This window comes from Paenalcaligenes sp. DL 463 (genome assembly GCF_057475185.1).
This window is the reverse complement of the sequence record NZ_JBYBKX010000001.1, coordinates 672,556-691,761: the sequence shown is the minus strand read 5'-3', so window position 1 is coordinate 691,761 and position 19,206 is coordinate 672,556. Positions and strand designations below refer to the sequence as shown.

The following is a 19,206-nucleotide window of genomic DNA, read 5'->3' as shown; positions in this document are numbered from 1 at the left end:
GTATGAAATCTACCTTCACACTTTACCGCGTCAACTGTAATGATCTTGCTGGCCATCGTATTCATGTGTCGCTACACATTACGAACCCGAACCCAGACGGTCAGACATTATTTTTACCCGCCTGGATACCCGGCAGCTACCTAATTCGTGATTTTTCACGGCAAATTGAAAGCATACAAGCCCAAGGCGATGGCAAAGCAATCGCCGTCACCAAGCAAAGCAACCATATTTGGCAATGCGAGCCCACATCTGGCCCGCTCATCGTATCCTACATTGTTTATGCATGGGACTTATCGGTACGTAGTGCCCACGTGGATGAAACTCATGCATTCTTCAATGGCACCAGCGTTTTTCTGGGCGTGACTGGTCAAGAGCATTTGCCTTGCCATGTCGAGCTCGTTGAGCCCCAAAACACAGCGAACTGGAAAGTGCACACCAGTCTGCCTGAGGCGCGCCAGCATCCAAAGGCCGCTAAACGGCATGGGTTTGGGATGTATGAAGCCCCTAATTACGATGCGCTAATTGATCACCCTTTTGAGCTTGGCACCCCTCAATACATTCAGTTTGAAGCGCATGGCGCACTGCATGAAATGGTCTTCACTGGGGTCATTCCCAATCTAGACCTTGAACGAATCGCCAACGACACCCAGAAAATCTGTGAAGCTCAAATTGAGCTGTTTGAACCCAAAACCAAAGCGGTTCCTTTCTTAGATAGCTCAGATCGCTATGTATTTATGACTATGGTGACGGGGAATGACTATGGGGGCCTTGAGCATCGTAGCTCGACAGCGCTTGTCGCCTCTCGTCGTGACCTTCCCACCCTTAATCAAAAGGACGCCCCCAAAAGCGAGGGCTACCTGACGTTTTTGGGCTTAGTGAGTCACGAGTATTTCCACACCTGGAATGTAAAGCGAATTAAACCTGCAGCGTTTGCGCCTTATCGCTACTTAGAAGAGAACCACACCCAATTGCTATGGGTATTCGAGGGCTTCACCTCGTACTACGACGACTTAATGCTGCTTCGCTCGGGCGTTATCGATCAGGACACGTATTACACCTTACTTGCGAAGAACGTGAACGCTGTACATCGTAGCGTAGGTCGATTTAAACAGTCGGTAGCGGAAAGCTCCTTTGACACATGGACCCGTTTCTATAAGCAAGACGAAAACTCGCCCAATGCACTGGTTAGTTATTACAGTAAAGGCGCACTCGTGGCCTTAGGCCTCGACCTATACATCCGCCAACAAAGCCAAAATCAAAAAAGTCTGGACGATGTATTACGCTTGATGTGGGCGCGCTACGGACGAGACTTCTATCAGAAAGCGCCAAAGGGTGTTGCAGAAGACGAAATGCCGTCATTGGTGCGCGAAGCAACCGGCATAGACGCCAGCGCATTTATTCAACAATACGCTTATGGGCGAGATGACGTTCCGCTGGGCGATCTTCTTCAAACGCAAGGCACTCACTTGCAGTGGAAATCCAGTAGTGCCTTACCAGCGATGGGTGTACGCTTTAAAGCCAGGGGTAACGAGGGCGTAGAGATTGCCTCTGTGCAAGAACAGGGTGCTGCGCATAAAGCAGGGCTTTCAGCAGGCGACTTATTAATTGCCATCGATGGCCTACGGGTTCAAAACCAACAAGATCTGAATCAGATTTTATTGTCGTATTGCGCAGAAGACTCGATTACCGTCCACGTATTTAGACGGGATGAGTTACGACGTTTCACCCTCGTTCTGAGCTCGCCCCCTAAAGACACTTGCTCATTTAGCACCACAGCGAGTCAAGCATGAGCTCATCCCTACCCAACCGTGCAGTTCTTGTCACAGGCGGCTCTCAACGCTTAGGCAAGGCTATTGTTTTGCACTTTGCCCAACAAGGCTGGGATATCGGCTTACATTACCATCGCTCTGAGCAAGAGGCGCTTAGCACAGCCTCGGAAGTTCAGGCCTTAAACCGTAAGTGCGTCTTATTGCAAGGCGATCTGGGCATAGCAGATGACCGTAATCGCCTTTTACAAAAGGCCATTTCCGAGCTTGGTCAACTGGATGCGGTCGTTAACAATGCTGCCCTATTTGAATACGACAGCGCAGCAGAGTTTTCTGAAGCCTTACTGCACCAGCACATGGGACCAAACCTCGTCGCACCCATTGCCCTTGCACAGGGCTTAGCTGAACATATTGCCACGCGACCTGCCGCACAAGGCGTAGTCATCAATCTACTGGATCAGAAATTATGGGGCTACAATCCTGATTTCTTTTCTTACACCTTAAGCAAGGCAGCGCTTCAGGCCGCAACCACCATGCTCGCCCAAGGCTTAGCTCCAACCATTCGTGTGGTAGGGGTAGCTCCGGGTCTAACATTACCTAGCCATATGCAAACGCGAGATGACTTTCAGCGTACACACGGCATGGCCCCTTTGGGGAAATCCAGCACGCCTGAAGACATTGCACACACCGTATTTTTTGTCGCGCAAAATCGTAGCCTTACTGGATCCACCATCATCGTTGATAGCGGACAGCACTTAATGGGCTTACAACGAGACTTCAGCTTACTTTAAGCCTCTTTCGGATATTTTATGACCCCCACCTCAGCCTCGGCCTCTCTTGCCCCCGCTACTCGTCGTATTTTTTTTAAGAACCTAGAACTGGGTGCGCGAATTGGCATCTTGGAGCACGAGCTTCGCGCTACACAACCACTGCACATCGACGCTGAATTCGATGCGATCGCCGCCCATCAGGTTAATGACAGCGACATCGCCACAGTGTTGGATTACCGCCAATTACGCAACGCCATGATTGAAGAGTGTACGCAGGCACACGTAAACTTACTGGAAACGCTAATTGAACAGGTTGCAGCTCGGATTTTTACCGAGTTCCCCACAATTACTCGCGTACACTTACGCCTAAGCAAACCCCAAGCCTTCTCTGACTGCGACGCAGTGGGCATTGAGCTTGAGCAGTTCCGCCAATCCGCGTAACGCAACCTTACGCCAATTTTGTTATCGGCTCGCCTGACATTGATCAAGCCTGCCTTTTTATTTTGCTGTCATGTCAAACGCCACCCTCTCTAACGCCTCGTTAACCCATGCACCGCTAACCCGAGCGGAGCAGAAACAACGTCACGAAAACAATAAGCTAGAAAAGCGGCTGATGCGCGAGGCGGGCAAAGCCATTGGCGACTTCAACATGATCGAGAACGGCGATAAGGTGATGGTGTGCTTATCGGGCGGCAAAGACTCGTACGCCCTGCTGGACATCCTGTTGAAGCTACAGGCGCGTGCGCCCATCAAATTCGATATTGTGGCGGTCAACCTTGATCAAAAGCAGCCGGGCTTTCCAGACCATGTCTTGCCTGACTACCTACGTGAACTTGGCGTCGATTTTCACATCGAAACGCAAGACACGTACTCAATCGTCAAGCGTGTCATTGCCGAGGGCAAAACCACTTGCTCACTGTGCTCACGTCTACGACGCGGTATTTTGTACCGAGTAGCGGAAGAACTGGGCGCCACAAAAATCGCGCTAGGCCATCATCGCGACGATATTCTAGCCACCTTCTTTTTGAACCTGTTTTACGGTGGTCGCCTAAAGGCCATGCCTCCGAAACTGATGTCGGATAACGGCAAACACATCGTGATACGCCCCCTGGCCTACGTCAATGAGCAAGACCTTATTGCTTACGCCAAACTCAAAGCCTTTCCAATTATTCCCTGTAATCTGTGTGGGTCGCAAATTAATCTTAAGCGTCAAGAAGCCAATCGCATGATTGTTGAATGGGATAAAAAATTCCCTGGACGCACATGGAATGTGTTTGGCGCCTTAAACAAAGTGGTGCCTTCGCACTTAATGGATAAGGAGTTGTTTGATTTTGCAGGATTAGCGGCCAGCGGTGTACCTGACGCAGAAGGTGACACCGCTTTTGACAGCGATGATTTCAGCGCACCTGCGCAAACCGGTTTTGGTAATTTTGACGAAGACGAAAGCGATAGTGAAAGCCAGAACGCATCAACTCGCCGACCCACAGTTGTTACGCGCGAACTTCTACCCTAAGCAAAAGATACTAGACGGTCCACCCTCATACAGGACTACTGACTATCTAGACCTTCCCAGGTAGGGCCATCTTGCTCTATGCCCAACAGCTCAAGCACCCGTACAACAGAGTGATCAACAAGCTCTTCAATATTATTGGGCTTAAAGTAAAACGCCGGCAGCGGTGGAAATATAATGCCACCCATTTCCGTCACGGACGTCATATTGCGTAAATGCGCCAAATTAAACGGCGTTTCTCGCACCATCATGACTAAACGACGTCGCTCTTTAAGTGTGACATCTGCGGCACGAGTAATAAGATTGTCAGCAAAACCGTGAGCAACCGCAGCCAACGTGCGCATTGAACACGGCACAATCACCATGCCTGCTGTTTTGAAACTACCGCTTGCCACACAAGCCCCGACGTCTCGGAAATTATGCACCTGCGCGGCCAGAGACAGTAGATCTTGCTTCGTTAAACCTAACTCGTGGTCAAGGTTTAACAACGCCGCTGGCGATACGATCAAATGCGTTTCTACGTTTTTATGCTGTTGCAGCATTCGCAGCATTCGTACGGCATACAGGGCGCCTGTAGCGCCCGTCATGCCGATCACAATACGTTGTTGTGGAATTAGACTCACTCGACTGCGCCAACCTCGCGAAGCATGGTTTCGAGCTCTCCGTTTTCGAACATCTCGGACACAATGTCAGAGCCACCCACAAACTCACCACCGATATAAAGTTGTGGGATCGTAGGCCAGGAAGAAAACTCTTTAATACCTTGGCGAACTTCTTCGTCGTCGAGTACGTTAACCGTCACAACCTGCGTTAAACCCACTGCACGTAAAATTTGAATAGAACGCGCCGAGAAGCCACACTGTGGCGCTTGCGCTGTACCTTTCATAAACAATACGACAGGGTTCTCGGTTACTGTCTCACGGATAAAGTTTTGTACATCACTCATGATTGTTCCAACTATATAAAAAATTAATGTGTTCCGCCCGACACACGTTCGATACCGGCCAGATCCTGCTTACTGCTAACGGAGGAATACCCAGCGTGATGCAGCATTAGTCTTACCTGCTCTGCTTGATCCCAACCATGCTCAACCCAAAGCTGTCCCTGTGGACGCAAATGATCGCGACCGCCACAAATAATAGTTTGTAAGTCGCGTAAACCACTTGCACCATCTGTTAAGGCCTGTCTGGGCTCAAAACGAATGTCACCTTGTAATAGATGGGGATCGTCTGACGAAATATAAGGGGGGTTTGAGACAATAAGATCAAAGGCGTTGTGTCCATTCAGTGCATCGTACCAACTACCCGTCAAAAACTCGACTTTCCCACATAAATCGTGGGCGTTTTTCTGAGCCACTTGAATGGCCTTTTCACTGTAGTCACTGGCAATCACAACGGCATCTGGACGGGCCAAGGCAATGGAAATAGCAATGGCCCCGCTACCGGTTCCTAAATCTAAAACCCGAGGCCTATCTACGCCACGTAGAGCCAATAACGCCTGCTCTACCAGGGTTTCTGTGTCAGGACGCGGTATCAGCACAGAGGGCTCCACCGTAAAGCGATGGCCCATGAACTCGCGCCAACCAATGAGATAAGCCATCGGCTCGCCCATAGTACGACGACGCTCTAGCTGCTTATACTGCGCTACCGCCTCGCTCGGTAATGGATCAGTGTCGTGCGTGATAAGCCAAACTCGGCTAACACCCAGCACATGTTCCCAGAGCATAGACTGCTCAAGCCGTGGTAATCTCGACTCGCGCTGCAGTTGCTGCAAATTTACCATTACCCCTCTGCTAAAGCCGCTAATTGCTCTGCCTGATGCTCGGAGAGCAATGCGTTAATCAGTTCATCAAGATCACCTTCCATGATGTAACCCAACTTATACAGCGTCAAGTTAATACGGTGGTCAGTCATACGTCCTTGAGGATAATTATACGTACGAATACGCTCGGAACGATCCCCCGTACCGACTAAGCTACGACGCTGATCCGCCTCTTGTTCTTGCATGGCTCGCAACTGTTGATCTTTGAGTCGTGCAGCCAAAACCTGCATCGCCTTGTCGCGGTTACGGTGCTGCGAGCGATCGTCCTGACACTCGACAACCAACCCTGTGGGTAAATGAGTAATACGCACAGCAGAATCGGTTTTGTTTACGTGCTGGCCACCCGCCCCACTGGCGCGGAAAGTATCGATACGTAGGTCGGCGCTATTGATAACGATTTCACTGGCCTCATCGGCCTCGGGCATGATGGCCACCGTTGACGTTGAGGTATGCACCCGCCCTTGCGCTTCGGTTTCTGGAACGCGTTGGACACGGTGAGTGCCTGACTCAAACTTTAATTGCCCGTAAACGCCATCGCCTTCAATACGTGCAATGACCTCTTTATACCCACCCATTTCAGAGTCGCTGGTGGAGATCAGCTCGACCCGCCAGCCGCGTTGCTCAGCGTAGCGGGAGTACATACGCAATAAGTCACCCGTGAAGATCGCACTTTCATCTCCACCGGCCCCCGCCCTGATTTCCAGATAAACACTACGTCCATCGTCGGGGTCTTTAGGCAACAACAAAAGCTGAAGTTCATCTTCAAGCTCAACAAGCCGGTCTTTAGCGAGGCGATACTCTTCTTCACCCATCTCACGCATTTCGGCTTCTTTCATCATCTCTTGCGCCGTTTCCAGATCGCCTTCTGTGGAGGTGTAAGCGTTAAACACCTCGACCACAGGATCTAGCTCTGCGCGTTCACGCGATAGCTTTCTAAAACTATCCATGTCCGTAGCAATTTCCGGCTCGGAGAGTAATGCATCCAATTCGATGAGTCGGTGAGCTAAACGCTCTAACCGATTGCGCATAGAGTCTTTCATAAAAGGTTCGGTAAACGGACGGAGAATAAAAAGGTCGCTGCGCGTGTGTAGTCAGCGCAGGAAACGGAGGCAAGATAAGCCGCTAACGTCGACGAGACGTTGTGGGCAATAAGCGAGGAAGCAATTCGAGCAAGTTTTCTCGCTCAGAACCTTCACTGTGATTCAGTTCGGTCATGGGGCCGTGCAGGTACTTCTGTGTCAGGCTATTGGCTAACCACTGCAGGACGTCATCTGGAGACTCACCCCGGGCCAATAACCGCTTAGCACGCTCAAGCTCTACCTGACTGACTTGCTCGGCATTTTGCTGAACATCCACAAGTGCTGGCACGATCTCGCGTGTGTACAGCCAGTGCATAAAATTTTGAACTTGCGAATCGATAATGGCTTCTGCTTGCACCACCGCGGCTTTGCGTGCATCAGTACCACGCTGGACCATACGCCCAAGATCATCGACCGAATACAGATAGACGTCCGAGAGGCGCGCAATTTCTGGCTCGATATCGCGGGGCACGGCTAAATCGACCATGACCACCGGACGGTGACGACGCGCCAACACCGCACGCTCGACCATACCTAAGCCCAATATGGGCAAGGAGCTGGCCGTACAGGAAACGATGACATCAAACTCGGCGATCCGGTCAGGCAAATCGGAAAGACGCATGGTTTGAGCAGAATAACGATTCGCCAGCAGGTCGGCTCGCTCGATACTGCGATTGGCCACACAGAGGTGTTTGGGGTTCACGGCGGCAAAGTGCGTGGCACAGAGCTCTATCATTTCGCCCGCACCAATAAACAGCACGTTAGCATCAGACAAATCACCAAACACACGCTCTGCTAAACGTACTGCTGCCGCAGCCATAGAAACAGAGTGTGCGCCAATGGCCGTGTGGGAGCGCACTTCTTTCGCCACCGAGAAGGTGCGCTGAAATAACTGGTGTAGCAACGTGCCTAAGGCGCCCGCTTGTTCGGCCGCTCGCATCGCATCCTTCATTTGCCCAAGGATTTGCGGCTCACCCAACACCATTGAGTCCAGACCACTAGCAACCCGAAATGCATGACGCACGGCTTCGTTCTGTTGATAACGGTACAAATGCGGTGTTAAGTCACCTGATTTCAAACTATTAAAATCAGCCAACCACTCAGGCAAGCGCTCGATAACGTGGGGCTCGGCGGCGCAATAAATCTCAGTTCGATTACAAGTAGAAAGAATAGCGGCCTCGCGAACGTTGCTTCCAAACGCCGAGCGCAAGCCCTCTAAGGCAGGACGCACCACATCCATTGGAAACGACACACGCTCTCGCACCGCCACGGGTGCGGAGAGATGATTAAGACCAAACGTTAAAACATCGACTGACATAATTAGCTGACTAGCCCCTCAAGAGCACAACTGTAGAATTTCGTGTTCGCTAAGAACAGCACACGCCACACTACATTAGGCATTATGCCCAAAAATACCACCTATAGATAATTTGGACAGATGTGATTATAATCGCCGCTCGCTAATAACTGAAATCGCAACGCCCACCGCATGAGTTCTTAGAGGACAAAACGGTAAAAGTTAAAATTATTTGTTGCGGGACGTCCACAAACGTTTTTTCTGTGTTATAGTTCTTTCTTTCGTTGGCCTTGTAGCTCAGTCGGTAGAGCAGAGGATTGAAAATCCTTGTGTCGGTGGTTCGATTCCGCCCAAGGCCACCAAAAAGCTCAAACAGTTAAAGCTCAATCTTTGGATTGGGCTTTTTTTGTTTTTGGCACCAAAAACAAAAAAGGCCTAATCTGCGGATTAGGCCTTTTCGTTTTATTACGTCAAGCGAACAGCGTTACGACTCAGCCTCTTCTTCACTGATGGCTTTAAGCACAGTCCAGCCAGACTCGATATGCTTACGCATCGCAAGCATTGCCGCCGACGTATCGCCAGATGCAAACGCGTCGAGAATTTCTTCGTGCTCGTCTACAGCGTCTTGCCCGCGTCCACCCACGGAATTAATAAGATCAAAAGGATAGCGCGCCCAAAGTATTTGCACAAAGTGCAGTGTTTGCGGCATTTGCGCAATGTCATAAAGTCGGCGGTGGAAGCGATAGTTAATACCACGTGCGGTCGCACGTTCGCCGCGCTCAAAGGCTTGCTCGAACTCGTTGGCCAACGCACGTAGCTCGGCGATGTCTTCAAGCGTGATGTTATCAATAGCACCACGGACCAGTTGAGACTCAAGCAGCAGCCGTAATTGCAAAATCTCGTTTGACGCACTGGCATCAAACGGAACCACTCGGGCACCGCGATACGATCCCGCGCTAACGTAGCCTTCGGCTTCAAGAATTTTTAAGGCTTCGCGTACCGGCGTAATACTTAGCTGAAGTTGCTCGGCGATTTCGGCCTGTTTGAGCCTAGAGCCACGTGGATACACGCCAGATATAATTCCCTCGCGCAAAAAATCTGCCACTTGTTCTTCTTTAGTTCGGTATTCCATGCTTTAGCTCGACGTGAGTTACGACGGTGCCAAAATTACAGTACGCGGCACAGGGGAGGTATAAGGCCTTATCAGTTTTGAGAACCCCTCATTTTGAATTCATCGATGATGCGTTGTGCATGATCCACAACAGGCTTATCAATCATTTTACCATCAACCGTCGTTACTGCTCCTTTACTTTGCTGAAATGCGGTTATCACGCGCTGTGCCCATTCATATTCCGCTGGCGCGGGTACAAAGGCCTCATTCACCACTGAAACTTGTCGGGGATGGATGCAGAGCTTACCGCCAAACCCCAATTGCTTCGCGCGTAGCGCATCGGAATGCATACGATCCAAGTCAGTAAACTCGGTACTTATTCCATCGATAGGAGCTTTAAGACCTGCGTAAACGGACTCCAGAACAATAGTAGAGCGAACGACGGTTAAGGTGTCGCCCTCATCAGCAATACCGCTTTCTGCACTAAAATCTAAGCTACCAAAGGCGATGCGCTCTAGACCTGAAACCGCGCAAAGTTCGCGCAAGTGCATATAGCCGCGCACCGTTTCAAGCAAAGCGATTACCGAGCGTCTCGATAGTTCGTTGATCGCGCAGACTAAAGATTCTTTACACGCCTTGGGCAACATGACACCCGTGCTGGGGAAGGCCTGTAGCATTCGTATATCGTCGGCATACCACGGGGTGTCCGCCGCATTGATTCGAACCATCGCCGTCCCACCGGCACTGAGCCATGCCGCTATTTTTTGTCTAGCGTCATCTTTTGCTTCAGGCGAAACGGCGTCTTCTAAATCCAGAACCACATTATGCGCCCCGCTGGCTGCAGCCTTATCAAAACGTTCTGGACGATGGCCTGGTACGAATAAAAGACTACGATCCACGGGCGACACGCTTTGCTTATTCAAAGCTCACCTCCTCAGAGGTGGTCATGCGGCAAAAACGCTGCAAACCAGCGACGGCATAATCGTGCTCTTCTTGTGTTAGCCCTGCACAACAATCTTCAAGCACCACCATTTCGTAGTCTCGGTCGTGACCTTCGCGCACCAATGCCTGAACCACCGCATTGGTCGACACGCCTGAGCAGTAAATTCGACTGATGTTATTTGCTCGTAAGATGGCCTCCAGATTTGTACTGTAAAAAGGGCTGACGCGGTGCTTAACGATATCGTAATCCGTGTCGACTTGACCGAGATCGGGATGCGTTTCAGTGCCCCACTCGCCTAGCTTAAAGATTCCATTCTTGCGTGCCCCTGAAAAAATCGGAGAGTTAGGCGGGCATTCGCGATAATCCGGCGAGAAACCAACGCGCACGAAGCCTATAGGCACCCCTGCCGCACGGGCGTTGTCGATAGCGCGACGCGTTTTCTCAACAATACGTCGCCCTTGTACCTGGTCTCGATAACCGCCTTTACCATTAGGGCCGTCTTCGTGTACCAGATCGTTTTCCATATCCAGTACCAAATAAATTGAGTTCGTTGTTGTCATTGCTATCCCCGTCTTCTGAATTCTTTTTAATGCGGTGGTTAAGGCGTAGATATGCCACCACCGCCCCGTCAATTACTCTGCTTAAAGAATAACTTCTCGCGCCTCAAGGTGGGCACGGTCAGATGAACTTAAGCCTAATAATTCGCCAAACACGTAATCTTCATCCTGACCTAAGGCCGGAGTCGGTCGCTTGACACCAATGTCGCTGGTTTTAGAGAACCGTCCCGGTGCCCCAACCGCCGCGCGCTCTGGAATGTTTGGCCCGCTTACATTAACAATGGCGTTACGAGCACGAAGATGCGGATCCGTGGCGATGTCTTGCATGTTCCAGGACACATGGGCGCACACGCCCGCTTGCTGCAGGCGCTGCGCCGTTTCATCCGCGTTGCATTTTTCAAGCCAACGACACAACAAGGCATCCAGTTGCTCGCTCTCTGCAAGCCTGGCTTCTGTGGAGCCATAATGCTCAGGCACGTCGCCTTGACCCAACACCGCCGCCAGGGCGTGCCATTCTGTATCGTTGCGTACCGCAATGGTTAACCAGCGATCCGGTTGCGCGGTAGGGTATATGCCATGCGGCGCCATCCCTAAGTCTGCATTTCCCGTTCGAGGTGGGTTTAAACCCAAACTGGCTAAGATCAGCGCGTCACCGATCATGGCCGAGGCCACTTCACGAGCAGCCAAATCCACATGCTGTGCTTGGCCAGTACGCCGACGCTGATTCAAGGCGGCCGTGGTGGCCAACGCAGCATGTAAGCCTGCTGCATGATCCATCACATGTCGCATTTCTACCGGAGGGCCATCGCTGTAGCCGGTCATCCAGCCCAAGCCGCCCCACGCACCAAACAATGGCGCATAGCCGGCAAAATGCGAGTCCGGTCCACTTTGCCCGCACGAGGACAACGATAAATACACAATGTCTTCTTTAATTTCACGAAGACTGTCGAAATCCAAACCCAGACGTTGCATCACGCTCGGACGAAAGCTTTCGGCGGCAATGTCTGAAATGGAAACCAAACGCTTCGCTATTGCTACCGCTTCTGGCTTTTTTAAGTTCAAGCGCACTGAAAGCTTATTTGACGAGACTTGATCAAAGGTGGCAGCCGACATGCGTCCGTATACAGCATGCGGCTTACGAAAGGCATCCAATCGAGACTGACTTTCGATTTTGATGCACTCTGCCCCTAACTGAGACAGCATGTGCGTACAGTAAGGACCTGCCGCATGGATTGTAAAATCAGCGATGCGCACACCCGAAAAAGGGGATGATACTGTGCTCATTGAAACTGCTCCTCTGCCATTTCATTCAACGCGGGCACAAAGCCGCCACCCGATAAGGGTGAGCTCCGAAACTGAAACGGTGCCACCATCATCTCGACTTCTGCTCCACTCTCCAGTACCGCTGGTGCAAACAAACCTCGAGCACGCTCTTGATCGCCGTTGATAACCTCTTCAGGCGTTCGATACTTGGCAGCGGGAACGCCCAGCTCTTGGGCTCGCTGCACAATATCTTCTACCGCGTGCTGTTTCATCCATACCCGAATGTGATCATTAATTTCTGCGCCCCGACGACTACGCTCTAATGAGTCGGATAAGGCCTCATCTTGAGCCCAAGCCGGATTACCTAACAGTTGCGTCAACGCGTGCCATTGGCGGTCTTCTAGCGTCAGTAGCTCGATAAAGCCATCTTGTGCTTCGAATACGCCGCCGTATCGGAAGCTTCGCGTCGCACGATGCTCTAACGAACCATCGCCTAAACGTTGAAGGGCAAAAGCCCCGACTGACAGCACGGCATCTTGTACCGATACATCAATATATTGCCCGCCCGCATTGGGCACTGCCCACCAAGCAGATAGCGCACAAAGTGCAGCGGACACGCCTCCCTGATAACTTCCAAAATGGCCGTAAATTTTTAAAGGCGCTCGATCAGGAAAAAGCTCTTGTGAAAAGCCGTTTGGCAGAAGAAAACCTTCGCCACCGGAATGCAGAAGATTGACTTCTACGCCATCCCAATTCGCTTTTGGCCCACTGGCCCCGAAGGGAAGCACACTGACATGCACCAATTTCGGAAAGCGCTCGCTAAGGGCTTGTGGCTCAAGCCCCAAAGCAGCGCGGTCACGGACCGGCACATCTTCAATCAAGATATCAACTTGCTCAAGCTGACGCTCGAGCAAGTTCTGTCCGGAAGAAGTACGTAAGTCACACTCTAGACTGCGCTTTCCCACTGACAGGTAAGCAAAAAGCGCGCTTTCAGAACTTCCGTTGATAAGCGGTGCCGCTGAGCGTAACGTGGAGCCCCCTTCCGGCTCTAGCATGATGACTTCAGCTCCCATTACTGCGAGCAGCCGTCCTGCATACGCCGCAGCGACTGTACTCGAACGCTCCAGAACGCGGCATCCTGCCAAAGGTAGCGCTACGTCTTTTGTCGATTCTACTGTTTGCATTTAAGCTGTCTCGCAAGTAAGGGATAATCAACGTTTAACGAACAACCGGCAACTCGAGATCAACCGCTGAGCCGTCAATAAACGCAGGACGCTGAACATCACGCGAAGGCAATGCCACGGTGGCCAACCCTGGGGTGGTTACTTCACCACGTTGGTTTTCAGCCGCCAACTCGATATCAACCAGACCGACGCCATCTTTAACGTACTTACGGATAACTTTCCCTTTGCAGAATGTGGTGTCACCCATGATATTGAAACGACGCATTTCAGTACGTACGCGTTTTAATACCCCTGCATCACCCATCCAGTTAGTCACGAGTGTGGCCAACCACGATGAACGTTGTGGACCGTAATCATACGTTCCGGGTACGCCGACTTCTTTGGCAACCGATTCACGGTGGTGACCAATACCGGTGTACTCAACACCGCCACCTGCTTCAGGGTTGCGGAAGAAGTGGCCTGGGTGTTTAACGGCAGCCTGCAGAATCACACCGTGTGTGTGTCCACGTCCGCAACCGACTAAAAAGCCCATGGTATCCATCAGAGACAATGGCCCGCGTGCAATGGTTGGAAGCTCTTCCCCGACTTCAACCTCTTCCCAATAACGTACGTTTGCGCCACGAATATTGTCAGGCTCGGACAAGACCATTTCATCAATACGATCACGCTCTTCGTCGGTGTAATCGTGCTGCACGATCTCTTTGTATTTTCCAGTATCCCGTGCGGCTTTACGTTCGTGACGTGTGCAAGTTCCAAGCGCTCGTGCGACTAGCTCACTACGCTGGTTGTAATAGCTGGCTTCAACATACTGCAGTACGAGGCGGCCAGAGAACTTACTTTCTTTCTCTTCCACACCCACCACGCGCTCAATAGCGGTAATGCGGTCGCCGGGACGAACGTGACGGAAAATTTCCCAGTCGTTACCGGCGTAAAAACCATGCACGCCAGCCAAGCCCCAACGAGTACGTCCCAACCAACCAAAAGCCATGGGGTACATCGGGTGGCCAAGCAGCGTGCCGTAACGTGTGCCCGCGCCATAACCAATATCACGGTAAAGGGGGTTTAGGTCACCAATACCATTGCACCAGTTGCGCAAGGTGTCTGCTGTGGCGTCTTGCAAATAAGGGCCTTCAGGTCTTAGCTGCAAACCAATCATCGCCCGTGCTGCAGCAACGGCCTCATCCGTGATGCGGCCCTCGGCCGGTGCATTTCCTACGTCATTTTGTACTTCCGATGCAATAACACTCATCTTCATCTCCTGTGTAAACCCGTAAATTTTAATTCTGCTACGCTACTTAAATGCATAATGCATTATATTTCTATTTGAGTCAAACCCATTTGCACTGATAGTGCTACATAAATAATACCGGTACTAAAACCCTAAGTAACCTGCTGTTTATAGCTAAATCCTCGGTTTAAAAGCCTTGTAGCTATTAGGCAATGCTCTTTTCTTATCGAATGAAAGATTGTTTCTAGGTGATATAAGGACTAAAAGAACAATGATCAAAACCCACAAATAATGCATTATCCATTAACAGCAAGCATTTCTAAAGGCAGTCCTGCCCTCGCCCAAGGCACAGCTAATAGCTGACCATAGCCAGATAAAGTAATAAATGCCGTGCGCCGATCCTCGCCTCCAAAGCAAATGTTGGTGCAATAGGGTTCTGGCGCTTCATGAAATTCTAATAATTCGCCTGCGGGTGAGAAAACGCTGATCCCCCCTCGTACCAGCGTTGCCACACAGATGTTGCCATTCTCTTCCACCGCTAAGGAATCAAAGCGCTGGTAGCCCGGCGAACCGTGTAACAACTGTCCGCCATTGGGCGATGGCCAAGGCTGTAACGCAAGATGCCCAGGTTCAATAATCGGAAACGACCACAATTGGCTAGTTTCAGTTTCAGACATGTATAAGGTCGTCCCATCTGGCGATAAACCAATGCCATTCGGTGTTAACACCGGATAGGCTGCTCGCCGAATAAAACTTCCATCCAGACGAGCATAATAAATACCGCCTCGCATGATGCGGTCTTCGAAGGTTTTGCCAAAATCGGTAAACCAAAAGCCGCCTGCTTGATCCATGACAATGTCATTAGGACCGTGAAGCGGCTTGCCATCACAATGTGTATATAGCGTCTCGACGGTGCCAGTTTCAATATTGACTCGTTGTATAGAGCCCCCCTGATAATCGGCAGCCGGCCCCGTGGGACGGCTAAAGCCATCATCGGTACGCCAGCTAAACCCGCCGTTATTGCAGACGTAGCAGTGACCGTCAGGGCCCATGGCGGCACCATTGGGGCCTCCGCCCACCTCCGCTACGGTGTGGCGTTGCCCATCTTGGGTGATCCGACTAAGCCGCCCTGCCGCAATCTCGACCACCAGAACGCTGCCATCCGGCATAGCGATTGGCCCTTCAGGAAAGGCCAGCCCTGTCGCCACCACCTGACCTTCGAGTTTCAAATTCTTCATGCTGTACTACCTCTTCAGATAACACGGTGGTTGCTTACGCCGCCTCTTGCTGCGCACCCAGATAGGCATCAATGGCTTGCTGACGCCCTTCACGACTGTTTAGCGTTTCTTTATCCAGATCACCAACAATTTCTCCATGACGCATCACATGCGCTCGCATGGCAAGCTTAGCCGCCACGTGGAAACTTTGCTCAACCAGCACGGCCGTTAGATTTTGCTCTTGCTGAATTAGCGCCAGACGCTCGTAAACACGGGCGACCAGCTTAGGCGCCAAACCTAAAGAAGGCTCATCCAGAAGCAGCAGTCGAGGCCCAGACATTAGCCCTCGCCCAATCGCTAACATTTGTTGCTCACCGCCACTGAGCAAACCCGCAGGCGCTTTCAAACGATTCGCAATTTCAGGAAAAAAGTCCAACACCATCGTTTGACGCTGCGCTCGAACCTGACGACTCACAAAATATGAACCCAGTATTAAGTTCTCAGCCACGGTCAAGTCGCTGACAATGGCTCGCCCTTCTGGAACATAGGCAATGCCCAGCTTAAAGCGCTCTCGGTACGAGGTTTTAGAGATATCTTGCCCGTCAAAGTAAAGGCTGCCTTGCAGGGCCTCTAATCCCGCAATCGCTCGCAAGGTACTGGATTTACCAGCGCCATTAGCCCCAAGCAAAGCGACCACGGCCCCGTGCTCTACGTCTAAGGACACCTGATTCACGACAGGCCCAGCACCGTAACTGACACTTAAGTTCTGTACCGATAGCAACATAGAGTCTGCCTTAGTCATCGTCATCTCCTAGGTATACGCGCACCACATCGGCATTTGCCCGAACCGCTTCAGGACTGCCCGATGCCAACACACGCCCTACGTTAAGCACGTGAATGGAATCACAAATATCCATGATGAGTTCCATATCGTGCTCGACCACAACCAACATTAAATTAGGTGCGCGAAGCGATTTCAGCGCGGCGGATAAGTCTTGAGTTTCTACCGAGTTAAGACCCGCTGCAGGTTCATCCAACAACAATACGCTGGGATCCCCGACGGTGGCTCTGGCGATTTCTGCTAAACGTAACAACCCTGGGGGTAATTGCGTGGGCGATTCGTCAGCCACTTCAGCAATACCTAAACGCTCAAGCGCTTCCATCGCCCGCTGACGGTTGTAGGTTCGCTCGGCCCGTCCGCCCGCCAAGGGAAGAAAAGCATCCAACCACCCAGCTTTAGATTGGCGATGCAAACCGATCATTACGTTTTCCACCACACTTAGCTCTGGGCAAAGCGCCACATGCTGGAAACTACGTGAGAAACCCAAGGCAGCCCGCTGCGTGGGAGCCAAATGCTCAATGTGCTTTTCTCCTAAACGCACACTGCCTTGCTGGGGCCGATACAAACCCGTTAAGCAATTAAAGAAACTGGTTTTGCCCGCACCGTTGGGACCAATCAAGCCGGTGATTTCCCCTGCTGCGAAGCGCAAGTTAATGTCGTGCAGAACCTGAATACCCCCAAAGGAGAGCTTCAAATCTTCGACCACTAAGTCATCCGCCCGTTGAAGTGCTAAGGTCATGCTTTACCCCCTTCAAGTCGTGTTCGTACTGATTCGGGCAAGGCATTCACGCCGAGGATCACTGCCAACAACGCACCACCGTACAAAATAGGAACCCAATCGCCAGCACCCGCTAAAACCAAAGGCACCACGGCAAGAAATAAACCACCAATCAAGCTACCCAGCACGGATAAGGAATACAAACTGACCACCGAACCCACCAGCATGAAAATGGAGGTCCACAGTGTGAAGCTGTTCGGCGATACGGTTGACGAGCTAAACGACAGCATGGCACCGCCGAATGCCGCAATGGCAGCACTCATTGCCATACATGAAAGACGCGCCCAACTTCGACTAATACCAAAAGACTCGGCAGCGTGACTCGACGTACGAATCAATAACAAGGCAGTAGCCTGACGTGAACGACGGAAATGCCCTAACAGTGCCACCACTGCCACCAGCCCAATCAATGGCAAGTAATAACGCTGCATGCCTTTGGACACACCCGGCACCGCATCTAAATTGACGTACAGCCCACCGTAGCCACCTGTTACCGTGGAGTAATGCAAGAGCACCTCAGGTAAGGCAAGTGCGAGCGCCATGGTGGCAACAGCCATATAGATGCCTGTTAAATTTCGAGAGGGAAAGGCAAAGATCAAACCTAAAACAGCGCCCACCAGCACCGCGATAGGTAAGCTAAAAAGCAGTGATAAGGCAAAGTATTTTTCGACTAACGCAACGGTGTAAGCGCCTGAAGCCACAAAGACCCCATGACCAATGGACACTTCCCCGCCGTATCGCAGCAAAAAGCTCACGGACACAATGGTAATGGCGCTGGCGAAGCACAAGCCCAATATGAAGGTCCAGTAGCCGCCTGCTACGGCAGGAATCAGCGCTAAACCGAGCAGCCCTATGGCTTTAAGGCCAAGCTTGCGCCAATTTGTTGCCGGCGCATTAGGCGCCGCTGATGGCTCAGGTTGCTTGGATAGGTTTTTCGACGACATGGTGAGATCAGACACGTGCGCCTCCTCGTATTGCCAATACGCCCTGAGGGAATAAGTTAAGCACGATCAGGATCGTCAGCAGTAAATAGGTATTTGAAAACTCAGCCGCCACGTAGAACGAGAGCAAGTTCATCATCACGCCAATGAAGATTCCGCCGATAATCGCACCGGGCAAACTACTGAATCCACCCACCACAGCCGCGGCAAACGCTTGAAGCATAAAGGAAGCCACACTGGTCGACGATAAGAACGTCGTGGGTACGATGAGTAAGGCGCCAATCAGACCGAGTATCCCAGCAGCAACCCAAGACAACATGTGAATTTGTCTAAGGTTTAAGCCACACACCCGACTAGCAAAGGGGTTCTCTGATACGGCACGAAAAGCGATACCCACCCGTGTGCGCTCAATGAGTAGATACAGCACACCCACACACGCAGCGGTGACGAGCAAGACGGTAAGATCGTAAGAATGGATATGTAGCGATCCAATCTGGGCTCGCCAATCAGGTAGCGGCAGATCCAGTGACACAATGTTGGAACCAAACATCAGTTGCGTAACGCCTTGGGCAATAAGCCCCACACCGAGCGTGGCGATTGTGCTAGTCAAGTCCGACTTAAACACCAATGGGGCGATAAAGAAATAACTGATCGCCATCACAATAATCATAATGATCATCGTCAGGACAACCGCTGGCCCCCACGCCATATTGGCGAAGACCCCTCCGGTGAAACCAAACACCAGAAAGGCGGCCAATCCAGCTAAGTTTCCGTGCGCAAAGTTCACAACGTGTGAACTTTTATAAATCAACACCAAACCCAGCGCCCCCAAGGCGTAAAGGCATCCACTAATCATTCCCGCCCAAACAAGTCCAATAAGGTCTGTCATGGCAGCACTCC

20 protein-coding genes and 1 tRNA gene are annotated in these 19,206 nt (G+C 51.3%); 5 read left to right on the top strand and 16 right to left on the bottom strand.

Annotated elements, in window-relative coordinates; translation table 11 throughout:
* Window positions 1–2 precede the first annotated feature (2 nt).
* From AC2UZI_RS03195 to ttcA, 4 genes are all read left to right on the top strand, one after another.
* Window positions 3–1,790 (top strand): M61 family metallopeptidase, encoded by a 1,788-nt coding sequence (locus AC2UZI_RS03195; RefSeq protein WP_486942381.1) that lies wholly within the window; start codon window positions 3–5, stop codon window positions 1,788–1,790.
* Window positions 1,787–2,557 (top strand): SDR family oxidoreductase, encoded by a 771-nt coding sequence (locus tag AC2UZI_RS03190; RefSeq protein WP_486942380.1) that lies wholly within the window; start codon window positions 1,787–1,789, stop codon window positions 2,555–2,557. Before AC2UZI_RS03195 ends, AC2UZI_RS03190 begins: the two co-directional genes overlap by 4 nt.
* 18 nt (window positions 2,558–2,575) lie before the next feature.
* Window positions 2,576–2,977: a dihydroneopterin aldolase gene (locus AC2UZI_RS03185; protein WP_486942379.1), complete on the top strand. Its 402-nt coding sequence runs from the start codon at window positions 2,576–2,578 to the stop codon at window positions 2,975–2,977.
* A 70-nt stretch (window positions 2,978–3,047) separates the two neighbouring features.
* Entirely contained in the window at window positions 3,048–4,049 is a 1,002-nt protein-coding gene (ttcA, locus tag AC2UZI_RS03180) for a tRNA 2-thiocytidine(32) synthetase TtcA (RefSeq protein WP_486942378.1), read from the top strand.
* Window positions 4,050–4,084: 35 nt separating this feature from the next.
* Here the strand turns inward: ttcA and AC2UZI_RS03175 are convergent, their stop codons facing one another.
* The 5 genes from AC2UZI_RS03175 to hemA form a co-directional block, all read right to left on the bottom strand.
* Window positions 4,085–4,660: a UbiX family flavin prenyltransferase gene (locus AC2UZI_RS03175; protein ID WP_486943701.1), complete on the bottom strand. Its 576-nt coding sequence runs from the start codon at window positions 4,658–4,660 to the stop codon at window positions 4,085–4,087.
* A 5-nt stretch (window positions 4,661–4,665) separates the two neighbouring features.
* Window positions 4,666–4,992, bottom strand: coding sequence for a Grx4 family monothiol glutaredoxin (gene grxD, locus AC2UZI_RS03170; RefSeq protein WP_486942377.1), 327 nt, complete (start codon window positions 4,990–4,992; stop codon window positions 4,666–4,668).
* A gap of 23 nt (window positions 4,993–5,015) precedes the next feature.
* Window positions 5,016–5,828: a peptide chain release factor N(5)-glutamine methyltransferase gene (gene prmC, locus AC2UZI_RS03165; protein ID WP_486942376.1), complete on the bottom strand. Its 813-nt coding sequence runs from the start codon at window positions 5,826–5,828 to the stop codon at window positions 5,016–5,018.
* On the bottom strand, window positions 5,828–6,907 hold the full coding sequence (gene prfA, locus AC2UZI_RS03160) for a peptide chain release factor 1 (RefSeq protein WP_486942375.1): 1,080 nt from the start codon (window positions 6,905–6,907) through the stop codon (window positions 5,828–5,830). Before prfA ends, prmC begins: the two co-directional genes overlap by 1 nt.
* An 82-nt stretch (window positions 6,908–6,989) precedes the next feature.
* Window positions 6,990–8,264 carry a glutamyl-tRNA reductase gene (hemA, locus tag AC2UZI_RS03155; RefSeq protein ID WP_486942374.1) on the bottom strand — a complete coding sequence of 425 codons (1,275 nt, stop codon included), beginning with the start codon at window positions 8,262–8,264 and terminating at the stop codon, window positions 6,990–6,992.
* Between the two features lie 265 nt (window positions 8,265–8,529).
* Between hemA and AC2UZI_RS03150 the strand changes: the two genes are divergently transcribed.
* A tRNA-Phe gene (locus AC2UZI_RS03150) sits at window positions 8,530–8,605 on the top strand.
* Window positions 8,606–8,727: 122 nt separating this feature from the next.
* On the opposite strand, the gene AC2UZI_RS03145 is transcribed toward AC2UZI_RS03150, so the two are convergent.
* The 11 genes from AC2UZI_RS03145 to AC2UZI_RS03095 all read right to left on the bottom strand — a co-directional run bounded on the left by AC2UZI_RS03145 (window position 8,728) and on the right by AC2UZI_RS03095 (window position 19,195).
* Window positions 8,728–9,375, bottom strand: coding sequence for a GntR family transcriptional regulator (locus AC2UZI_RS03145; RefSeq protein WP_486942373.1), 648 nt, complete (start codon window positions 9,373–9,375; stop codon window positions 8,728–8,730).
* A gap of 71 nt (window positions 9,376–9,446) precedes the next feature.
* On the bottom strand, window positions 9,447–10,277 hold the full coding sequence (locus tag AC2UZI_RS03140) for an HpcH/HpaI aldolase/citrate lyase family protein (RefSeq protein WP_486942372.1): 831 nt from the start codon (window positions 10,275–10,277) through the stop codon (window positions 9,447–9,449).
* Window positions 10,270–10,857: a cysteine hydrolase family protein gene (locus tag AC2UZI_RS03135; RefSeq protein WP_486942371.1), complete on the bottom strand. Its 588-nt coding sequence runs from the start codon at window positions 10,855–10,857 to the stop codon at window positions 10,270–10,272. The genes AC2UZI_RS03140 and AC2UZI_RS03135 overlap by 8 nt, the downstream gene beginning before the upstream one ends.
* An 81-nt stretch (window positions 10,858–10,938) precedes the next feature.
* Window positions 10,939–12,138 (bottom strand): CaiB/BaiF CoA transferase family protein, encoded by a 1,200-nt coding sequence (locus AC2UZI_RS03130; RefSeq protein ID WP_486942370.1) that lies wholly within the window; start codon window positions 12,136–12,138, stop codon window positions 10,939–10,941.
* Complete coding sequence (locus AC2UZI_RS03125; protein WP_486942369.1) at window positions 12,135–13,301, bottom strand: CaiB/BaiF CoA transferase family protein; 1,167 nt, start codon at window positions 13,299–13,301, stop codon at window positions 12,135–12,137. The genes AC2UZI_RS03130 and AC2UZI_RS03125 overlap by 4 nt, the downstream gene beginning before the upstream one ends.
* A 34-nt stretch (window positions 13,302–13,335) precedes the next feature.
* A complete protein-coding gene (locus tag AC2UZI_RS03120; RefSeq protein WP_486942368.1) occupies window positions 13,336–14,550 on the bottom strand; it encodes an FAS1-like dehydratase domain-containing protein in 1,215 nt (404 codons plus the stop codon).
* Window positions 14,551–14,825: 275 nt separating this feature from the next.
* Window positions 14,826–15,767, bottom strand: coding sequence for an SMP-30/gluconolactonase/LRE family protein (locus AC2UZI_RS03115; RefSeq protein ID WP_486942367.1), 942 nt, complete (start codon window positions 15,765–15,767; stop codon window positions 14,826–14,828).
* A 34-nt stretch (window positions 15,768–15,801) separates the two neighbouring features.
* Window positions 15,802–16,548: an ABC transporter ATP-binding protein gene (locus tag AC2UZI_RS03110; RefSeq protein WP_486942366.1), complete on the bottom strand. Its 747-nt coding sequence runs from the start codon at window positions 16,546–16,548 to the stop codon at window positions 15,802–15,804.
* The gene (locus AC2UZI_RS03105) at window positions 16,541–17,326 is read right to left on the bottom strand and encodes an ABC transporter ATP-binding protein (protein WP_486942365.1); all 786 of its coding nucleotides are present in this window, start codon (window positions 17,324–17,326) and stop codon (window positions 16,541–16,543) included. The genes AC2UZI_RS03110 and AC2UZI_RS03105 overlap by 8 nt, the downstream gene beginning before the upstream one ends.
* Window positions 17,323–18,324, bottom strand: coding sequence for a branched-chain amino acid ABC transporter permease (locus AC2UZI_RS03100; RefSeq protein ID WP_486942364.1), 1,002 nt, complete (start codon window positions 18,322–18,324; stop codon window positions 17,323–17,325). Before AC2UZI_RS03100 ends, AC2UZI_RS03105 begins: the two co-directional genes overlap by 4 nt.
* The gene (locus AC2UZI_RS03095; protein WP_486942363.1) at window positions 18,317–19,195 is read right to left on the bottom strand and encodes a branched-chain amino acid ABC transporter permease; all 879 of its coding nucleotides are present in this window, start codon (window positions 19,193–19,195) and stop codon (window positions 18,317–18,319) included. Before AC2UZI_RS03095 ends, AC2UZI_RS03100 begins: the two co-directional genes overlap by 8 nt.
* Between the last annotated feature and the right edge of the window lie 11 nt (window positions 19,196–19,206).

Excerpts from the sequence above, each read along its gene's own strand:
- AC2UZI_RS03105 (WP_486942365.1), bottom strand. The coding sequence starts at position 17,326 with ATGACCTTAGCACTTCAACGGGCGGATGACTTAGTGGTCGAAGATTTG.
- AC2UZI_RS03095 (WP_486942363.1), bottom strand. The coding sequence starts at position 19,195 with ATGACAGACCTTATTGGACTTGTTTGGGCGGGAATGATTAGTGGATGC.
- AC2UZI_RS03115 (WP_486942367.1), bottom strand. The coding sequence starts at position 15,767 with ATGAAGAATTTGAAACTCGAAGGTCAGGTGGTGGCGACAGGGCTGGCC.
- AC2UZI_RS03120 (WP_486942368.1), bottom strand. The coding sequence starts at position 14,550 with ATGAGTGTTATTGCATCGGAAGTACAAAATGACGTAGGAAATGCACCG.
- AC2UZI_RS03145 (WP_486942373.1), bottom strand. The coding sequence starts at position 9,375 with ATGGAATACCGAACTAAAGAAGAACAAGTGGCAGATTTTTTGCGCGAG.
- prfA (WP_486942375.1), bottom strand. The coding sequence starts at position 6,907 with ATGAAAGACTCTATGCGCAATCGGTTAGAGCGTTTAGCTCACCGACTC.
- AC2UZI_RS03125 (WP_486942369.1), bottom strand. The coding sequence starts at position 13,301 with ATGCAAACAGTAGAATCGACAAAAGACGTAGCGCTACCTTTGGCAGGA.
- hemA (WP_486942374.1), bottom strand. The coding sequence starts at position 8,264 with ATGTCAGTCGATGTTTTAACGTTTGGTCTTAATCATCTCTCCGCACCC.
- AC2UZI_RS03185 (WP_486942379.1), top strand. The coding sequence starts at position 2,576 with ATGACCCCCACCTCAGCCTCGGCCTCTCTTGCCCCCGCTACTCGTCGT.
- AC2UZI_RS03135 (WP_486942371.1), bottom strand. The coding sequence starts at position 10,857 with ATGACAACAACGAACTCAATTTATTTGGTACTGGATATGGAAAACGAT.
- AC2UZI_RS03110 (WP_486942366.1), bottom strand. The coding sequence starts at position 16,548 with ATGACTAAGGCAGACTCTATGTTGCTATCGGTACAGAACTTAAGTGTC.
- AC2UZI_RS03190 (WP_486942380.1), top strand. The coding sequence starts at position 1,787 with ATGAGCTCATCCCTACCCAACCGTGCAGTTCTTGTCACAGGCGGCTCT.
- ttcA (WP_486942378.1), top strand. The coding sequence starts at position 3,048 with ATGTCAAACGCCACCCTCTCTAACGCCTCGTTAACCCATGCACCGCTA.
- grxD (WP_486942377.1), bottom strand. The coding sequence starts at position 4,992 with ATGAGTGATGTACAAAACTTTATCCGTGAGACAGTAACCGAGAACCCT.
- AC2UZI_RS03195 (WP_486942381.1), top strand. The coding sequence starts at position 3 with ATGAAATCTACCTTCACACTTTACCGCGTCAACTGTAATGATCTTGCT.
- AC2UZI_RS03130 (WP_486942370.1), bottom strand. The coding sequence starts at position 12,138 with ATGAGCACAGTATCATCCCCTTTTTCGGGTGTGCGCATCGCTGATTTT.
- prmC (WP_486942376.1), bottom strand. The coding sequence starts at position 5,828 with ATGGTAAATTTGCAGCAACTGCAGCGCGAGTCGAGATTACCACGGCTT.